Raw genomic sequence first — 7,946 nt, 5'->3', positions numbered from 1 at the left:
CTGTCGCTGCATCCCTTGTCCGGACGCATGTCCATGTGCCGCGCCTCGGCGGTGTCGATTTGGACTGAAGCAGTACACCCTACGTTGTCGGCCCAAAGAAGACATCCAAAACCGTCCCGTAATGCTGCAGTTGCATCCCTCATAAGTTGTCATTCGTTTGGCGGGTCGTGGTCAGACCAACGCTTCGATTTGTTTGGCTTCAACCATCGCACTGATTTCAGTGTAAAGGTCGACGGGCTGTCCTGGCGCGGAAATCGAAATCACCAACGCATAGCGCCCCTTGTCATTGAAACGCTTCTGCCCTGAATGGGTCTTCCACCACCCGGTGACAGGATAGATCGCAATCGCGTCGTGCAACGCGAGGTCAATCGCCTTGCCCCGCCACAGGTCACAGTGGAGCGAACCGGCTTGCACCGCTTTTGGGCCGAGGAGCCAACAATCCTTTTCCGTCTCTGCAGGCGGGGTGCCCTTTTCCTGATGCCCAGAAACGCGCCGTAGGAACTGTTGTTTTGTATCCGAGCGTTTCTTCATGGCAAATCGAAGCCCGAACGAACGGTAAGTCTCGGGGCGGGTTGCGGCGCGGCCAGAAAGATTCGGCTCAATGAAATAGGAAAGAGTTACCTTCATCATGACAATGCCATTTTCAATCTCTTCCAGGGCTGCCTTCGGCCACGGGAGGTCATAAAAGTGCATTTCGTTGAAAACTGGCGGGCCGCCTGCATCACTGGGGGCGAAGGGCTGAATCGGAGCCTGCGCAACAAGCGTCACATCGTTCTGCGCCGAGAACACGGCTCGTTGAAGGTTCGGAACACCATAACCGAACTCACGCAGGGCCTTTTGCTTCTTTCCTTTGCTCCCGCCTTTCCAATGCGCACCACGCGGACCAATAAAGTGCTTTCGGATCGGCTCGGGCCACGAGGCAGAATCTACAGTCAACGCCCGGTGCGTCTCGGGCCACAGATCAGGCAGGGCAGCCTGCAAGCCACCCACGAAATTCCCCGCCACCCCTGCAGCCGCACTGGTCGCCCAAAATGGCACAAGCGGTTGGTTGAACACATCGGAGCCGGGGGCAAGCAGTGATAAGGACGGTTGCCAAAGGCAGAAATTGAATGCATCAACCGACATGTTGCCAGCTTCGAACAAAACCTCGGGCTTGATCGGCGTCAAATCATTTGCAAGTTCTGTTGAGCCTAGGCTGAAAGGGCTTCGATGATTTGCCGGAACCGCCACACCAAGGCCCGGCGGCGTGACAGGAGGTGTTTCTTTTCGAGTAAACCCACCAATGGTGAGCGAATTCCAGCTTTGCGATGGGTCTTCTAACGGATGCGATTGAATTACGTCATCCAGCATTCCGCCGAGCATATTTCCGGCAGCAACCACGACCATGCGCTTAGGGCGTTCTGCGGCTTGGACCCCCGGCTCCTGATCACCGGGCATTGCCCCTGAGGTAATTTGATCTAGGGCTCCGCTCCAAGTTGACGGACGGTCGGGTGGGTAGAAACCAGATGAATTTGCGATACAAAAGGCCCGCCGCACATTCGGTCGCTCTACCTCGACAAGAGACACGGCACCCTCAGTGACCACACCACGATTGGGCGGTGCAGTATCCGCAAATCCGGGCGGCGGCAGGAGCTTCATTGACTCGACTGCATGGGAAAGCTCCACTTGCCGCATGTCGTTCATTAGGGCCTCTAAGTCCCCATAGAGCGCTAGTCCGGCCAGCGGCGTGCCGTGTCCGCCATCTGGATGGTGATCATCCGTCCCCCAAGCCGCATCATAGGCCCAAGCCCCCCGCAGCCCGGGAGCGATCAGCGGGTGCCCACCCGCAACACCAGTATCCAATGTGCAGACCGCATTTGCGTCCGCAGGCGGCGGGGTAACCCGATTCACAAGGTCGGCAACCCAATCCTCCGGTCCGACACCATTGCCCTGCCTGTCAAGGAAAGGCTCAATCGTGGCGGTTGACCTTCGCACTTCCACAAGCGCTCCCAGCACCCTGCCAGCGAAATCCGCTGCCGTGGCCGCCGATCCGTGCACGAAAAGAACGGTCGTATCCGGGAAAAAGAGGCGGTCCTGATGAACCTCAAGGTCTGCATGTTGAGCCGCCGCAGAGACACCTTCGGCTATATTCGCGCCACCGCGCACCCAGAGTTCCCACCAAACGGCATCGGAAGAATCGAAGTCCGCCGGACCAACGAAGAGGGATCGTGCCACTGCGGATTGGATCGTCTCAATCCGCTCAAATCGGTCAAGGTCCTGCCGTGCTTGGTTTCCAGGGTCTTTTCCATACCCCTGAAGCCTGCCCCGCAGAAAAGCACGGGCATCATCCGGTACAAAAATGAGGGCGCTTTCCGTTCGGTCGTCTCGCCGATCTGATCGAAGCACCACCACATCTTCCTGCGGAAACTCGAAGTTCTTAGGCAGTTTCACCGCGCCAGAGCGGGCAGATTGCGGCGGCATGGTGCCCACTTCAACAATCTTCCCGGGCTTCAGCCCCTCGACGGGCAAACGGTTGTCGTGCCCCGCCCCAGGTATCTCACCCAACGCGGCAGCCAATTGGTCGAGAAGGTTCTGGGCGTGTGCCGCGTAATCTTCCCGAAGCGGCTTCTTGTCCATCTTTTGCTTCGGGTAGGAATAACCAACCTCGTCCCGGAACACGTCGAACGGGATGTGTACATGCTTACGCGCGTCGAAATCACTTTGATCCGCCATCAGACCCTGCTTCCAATTTTATTGGGTTCACCATTCACGCTCTGCGTGCACGGCTATAGGTTCGCGCCTTTGCGAAACTTCCCCTTAAGGGTCTGGCGATCATGCAGGGCCGAGCGCAGGGAGTCAGCCGAAATCTTTGTCACGCCGTCAATAATTGCGTCCTTCACCACAGAGTCCGTGGCGCGTACAAGCTCGCCCGGGCTCAACCCGGCCAATGCCGGCTCCAATGAGGACCAAGACCTCGCGCTCAACTTGAACTTGCCAAGCCGCTTTTCAATAATCGCCCGCGCCGCTTCAGTTTCGGGCAGCGAATATTCCACCACCTCGTCAAACCGGCGAGCCAAGGCCTCGTCTAGAATTTCAACATGGTTTGTCGCGGCCAGCACAACGCTATCCGTCGAATTGGGTTCTTCCATGAATGCGAGAACCGAATTCAGGACCCGGCGAATTTCGCCAATGTCGTTCGGATCACCTCGGCGAGCGCCTATAGCGTCGAACTCGTCTAGAAGATACACACCACGCATCTGGGCAATTTGATCGAACAGAATCCGGAGCTTGCCTGCGGTCTCCCCGAAGAACCGGCTGAAAAGGGACTCAAGCCGAACGGTGAACAAGGGCAACCGAAGCTCACCGGCCAACGCCGAGGCCGTCATTGTCTTGCCCGTTCCGGGAGGCCCAACGAGAAGCAAATGGGTTGTGGGCTTCTGACCGAATTGACGCAACGTGGCGCGTTCTTCTTGCTGACGGACCACACGGGCGAGTCGGTTCCGCACATCGTCGGCCAGCACCATGCTGCCCAAGGTAATCTTTGGGAAAGTGCTCTCGACAAGCCCCTGAAGTTCGGCCCGTGGGCGAGCCATCGGAATCGGCGTCTGTACCCCTGTCGGAGAGCCAAGGCGCCGCCGATCGCGCGCCTTCTGCACGACACGCTTTAGCTTCTCCGCGTCATCGGCCCGCCCCTCGCGCGCCTGTTGCGCGGCGATCTGCAAAGCCACTGAAAGGAACTGATCTTCGTCGCCCTCGATGTGCGAATTGAGGAGGGCAAGAATCTGTCGTGTAGTCATCACCTACTCCTCCTTTTCGAAAAAGCTCATTGCGCCAAGGCCTGCGCCGAAATCAAGATGACGGTTCACCTTGCGAAAGCTTCTACCTCAAACGGTGAATCTGCACCATCGAAAAGGTCTTGGAGCGGCTCCAGAACTTGAGCGAGTGGCGATAATGTGTTCAGTGCGGTCGCTTCAATCTCGAATGTCGGCAATAGCTGAACTCCCTCCGATTTTTCGCTCCCGCGGCAAACGGCAGCTTCCCGCCGATCACGTCGAATGCCTGGACAAGCAATCCCTATAGTCGGCAGCGTAGTCCCTGCACATCAACCGTGGCCAGAGCCTTACGGCCTCCCCTGCTCGGCTTCGCGTGTCGCAGGGGAGAACGGCCCTTCGGTCCGTCGCGCATTCGGCCATGCGGCCTCACCGCGGCGTCGCACCCGGCATCCCGGTTTGCCCGCCTCGCGAGCACGTCGCTCCCCGGCCGCTCCGCCGGATTGCGCTCTGGTCTGTTTTGGCCCGAGGCCAAAACGGTCCCGCCGCTCCATCCGTCTCCCGCGTCCGGTCGCGCCGTTTGCCTGCTCGGGTCGGGCAAACCTACCGTCAAAACACACACACATGAGCGTGGAAGCATATCCTCCGGATGGCCCCCGAATCAGCCCGCGTCAAGGATCGCAAAACTTTTCGGCGAGGGCGGCGCCAGCGGTGCGGGGCGGTCCCGTGCGTGAGCGTGCGCATGTGTCGGGTGTTGCGCGCGGAAAACTTTTGCGCCCGGCAAGCCGGCGGCTGCGCCGTCCCTGACCCGGGCAGATTCGGAAACCAGGCATTCGGCCATGCCCCCACACTCACGTGGTGGCCTTGCAACTGAATACTGGAGACCAGACATGGCTTACGACACTGCAAACACCTACGAGACCATAGAGCTTTTCGGACTGACCGAGAAGGACGCGCAGCTGCCGATCCCCGAGGATCACATCCTGACCGACCACATCATCCGCGAGAGCTTCGAGGCATTGCTCGGGCAGCTGCGGGGGACCGGGCTTGAAGCAGAGATCGAACCGCTGGCCCATGGGCTCGCGACGATCCTGCAGCGCCGCAAAGTGGCACTCGGCAAGGAGGTCGACCGCACCGCCGACAAGATCGGCGCGCTGGCAAAATCCCATGACGGATCGGAGATCGCCGAGACCGCGCTCGAAGAGGCGCAGGCGCGCTTTCTGCAGCTGCGCGAGATTGTCAGCGCCATCGAGGTGATGAGCGAGGCTGCGGCGGAATGCTACGAGATCGAGACGGGCCACGCCTTCATCCCGGCAGCCGGGTCGCGCGCAAGCGTCCGGGCGCAAGAGACCGGGGCGGTCTTCGAGGCGCGGCAACTGCTGGAGCAGCACGACCGTGAAACCGCCGAGAAGTCAAAAGTCGAGGGGGTGCCCCTGATCGTCTCAGGCGCCACCGACTGGACCGATGTCGATGTGATCTTCAACACGCTCGACAAGGTTCGGGAGCGGATCAAGCAGAACCGCAACCAGGAGATCTTCCTCTGCCACAAGGGTGGCAAGCATGGGGCGGAGATGATTGCGGCCCGGTGGGCCCGGGCACGCGGGGTCGCGCAGGCGCGCTTTGATCCTCGCTGGTCCGCGCATGGGCGGGCGGCACCGTTCAAGTGCAACGACGAGATGCTAGACGACAAGTTCGCGGCGACGGGGGTTGTGCTCTTCGGCGGCAACGGGGTCGCGCTGAACCTCGGGCAGAAGGCGGAAGCGAAAGGCCTGACGGTCATGCGGGTTGCGGACCCGGCGAAGAAGGCGTCGCAGGATTGAAGAGAGAGGGTCGCCTTCGGGCGGCCCTTTCGTCGTTTCTCATGGGTGTGGACGTTCTCCAAATTACTTTGCCTAGCAATTTCCTGTTTTGATAGGTATATGTATGCCAAGCAAAACTTGGAAATGATAGGCATGACCCCACTCAGCAGCATCGCGATGAGCGCCTATACCGACCTGGTGCGTCTTCTAAAGGACGACGCCTTGTCCGGTGTCGAAGGCAAGCCCACGCTCAAGGAGCGTGGGGATAAGGCCTATTGGTATGCCGCGCGCCGTGTCGGGACGGAGATGCGGTTCATCTATATCGGCGAAGACAGCGACGAGACGCGCGCGCGCATCGACCGGATCGAAGAGCTGCGCGCAACGGCCAAGGATCGGCAGGCGGAACGGTCGCGGCTTGTTCGGCTCTTGCGTGCGGAAGGCATGACGCCCATCGACCGGGCGACCGGTTCCATCCTGTCGGCCATGGCCGCAGCCGGAACCTTCCGTTTGGGTGGCACCATCGTCGGAACCAATGCATTTCGCCTCTATGAAGGCGAGCTTGGTATCCGTCTGCCAATTGGCGGTATGGCCAATACTGGCGACATCGACATCGCGCAGTTCGAGAAGCTCAGCGTTGCGTTGCAGGATCAGGTCGACCCGGGTCTTGCCGAGACGTTCTCAGCGCTCAAATTCGATCCTCTGCCAGCTCTTGACCAAGGTCGGACATGGCGATGGGCCCAGGGTGGCAGCGGCCAGTTGGTCGAGTTTCTCACACCGGCGTTCGGAGATGAGACCATCCGTGATCTGCCAGCATTGGGCGTGAACGCCCAAGGATTGAACTATCTCAACTTCCTGATCGCTGAGCCGATCCACGCGGCGGCGATCTATAGATCCGGCGTTCTGGTGCAGGTGCCCCGCCCGGAGCGTTATGCAGTCCACAAACTGATCATTGCCGACCGGCGCCGCGATGGGGCAGGGAGCCTGAAATCCGCGAAGGACCGCGAGCAGGCGGCTTTCCTTATCGAAGCGATGGCCGAGGACCGGCCCGATGATCTGGCTCGGGCCTATGCCACCGCAATGGAGGTTGGGCCGCGCTGGCGGGAACACATCGGCAACTCGCTGAAGCGAATGCCTGATACCAGGGGGATGCTCGACAGCTTGGGCGCGTGATGGCCATAACCGGGTCGCCTTCGGGCGGTCCTTTCGTCATATCTCATGGCGCGTGCGATCGGTCACACTTGATCTGCATCTCACGGCGTCCAGCACCGTCATCCCTCTACCCAGCCCGTCAGAGTTCGGCCCATCCGCTTCGGTAGGGGCTCGGGATGGTGCGCACCTCGCACATCGTCCGCAGCGCAAGACCGAGGGGTCGAGACGTCGCACATGAGGCTGAATACCTGCACAACCCTCGTGTGGTGTTTCGGAACATCGCATCCACGCGGGCGGGCTCCGTCAGCACCTCGGCCAGAATCGGCGGGACGAGGACGCGGAGGATGGCTGCGGCGTGATGGCAAGGGTCATCCGGATCACTCCTTTTTGCTCATAGATGTGGATCGCACGGGGTCGGCCTGTCCGTGCCCTCAGCTCACGCTTCGGCAAGCACAAATACGGCTTCCACGGCTGGCCGCGGACCCTCCGCATTTGCGCTTGCGACCGGGCCTCTTGCCCCCGTGCCGGGTGATCCCCATCGCAACAAGGAGTAATCCAAATGACCAACCACTACGTCGCCACCGTCCCCGTCAAGTTCACCGATACCGATGGCCAGGAGCGCACCCGCTTCCAACGCGTGGGTGCGATGTTCCGCAACACTCGCAACGGGGACGGCTCGGAGTTCTTCAGCCTCAAGCTCGACTTCCCGGTCGCGGTCTCGGAGCTGGTCATGTTCCCGCCGAGTGCGAAAGATCCCCAGGACTAAATCCTCTGATGAGGATGGGCCGCCCCAGGATGATCTTGGGGCGGCCCGATCCCTGTTCCAGGGATGCCGCGTCCGGCGGTCAGATCGCCCGAGGCGACTTCACGAAGTTGCCGGTCGCTGCGTGCTTAAAGGACGATCGCCGCTCGCAACAGTCTGGCCGCGACAGACCGGCCAGTCAGCCTCAAGGGGGCCATCCACAAAAACCTATCGGCCAGGGCCTCCCGGTTTTTGCGGCAGAGATTTGGCAAGCCAAATCTGGCCCGCCTTGACCCTGACTGTCCGCCCTGTCGGTGGGGTTTGCGCCCGCCCGCGGTTCCGTCCGAACACATGCGTGTTCGGCCAGACCCTCGGGCGGTGCTGGGGAAGCGGACACCAAGGCTGCCTGAGCCTGAATGCGACGTAAGTATATAATTGACAGCTAGGTATATTATCGTAAGGTAGGGGCAGCCTTGGTGGAAGGTGGCAGGAAATAGGGGGTCTTTC

Annotated in this window: 5 protein-coding genes; 3 read left to right on the top strand and 2 right to left on the bottom strand. The window is 60.5% G+C overall.

Annotated elements, in window-relative coordinates:
* Positions 1-171: 171 nt before the first annotated feature.
* Together CLV77_RS00075 and CLV77_RS00070 are read right to left on the bottom strand one after the other, a co-directional pair.
* Positions 172-2,712: a S8 family peptidase gene (locus CLV77_RS00075; RefSeq protein ID WP_076981245.1), complete on the bottom strand. Its 2,541-nt coding sequence runs from the start codon at positions 2,710-2,712 to the stop codon at positions 172-174.
* Positions 2,713-2,765: 53 nt separating this feature from the next.
* The gene (locus tag CLV77_RS00070) at positions 2,766-3,776 is read right to left on the bottom strand and encodes an AAA family ATPase (RefSeq protein ID WP_054540636.1); all 1,011 of its coding nucleotides are present in this window, start codon (positions 3,774-3,776) and stop codon (positions 2,766-2,768) included.
* Between the two features lie 863 nt (positions 3,777-4,639).
* Between CLV77_RS00070 and CLV77_RS00065 the strand changes: the two genes are divergently transcribed.
* From CLV77_RS00065 to CLV77_RS00055, 3 genes are all read left to right on the top strand, one after another.
* The gene (locus CLV77_RS00065; RefSeq protein WP_085047447.1) at positions 4,640-5,569 is read left to right on the top strand and encodes a DUF2493 domain-containing protein; all 930 of its coding nucleotides are present in this window, start codon (positions 4,640-4,642) and stop codon (positions 5,567-5,569) included.
* A gap of 132 nt (positions 5,570-5,701) precedes the next feature.
* Entirely contained in the window at positions 5,702-6,718 is a 1,017-nt protein-coding gene (locus CLV77_RS00060) for a nucleotidyltransferase family protein (protein ID WP_241389327.1), read from the top strand.
* A 538-nt stretch (positions 6,719-7,256) separates the two neighbouring features.
* Positions 7,257-7,463, top strand: a complete 207-nt coding sequence (locus CLV77_RS00055; RefSeq protein ID WP_007120662.1) for a hypothetical protein — start codon at positions 7,257-7,259, stop codon at positions 7,461-7,463.
* The last annotated feature ends 483 nt before the right edge of the window (positions 7,464-7,946 follow it).

Origin of the sequence: Brevirhabdus pacifica, assembly GCF_002797755.1 — a bacterium.
GTDB lineage: Bacteria > Pseudomonadota > Alphaproteobacteria > Rhodobacterales > Rhodobacteraceae > Brevirhabdus > Brevirhabdus pacifica.
The sequence above is the reverse complement of the archived record's forward strand: the minus strand, read 5'-3'. Positions and strand labels throughout refer to the sequence as shown.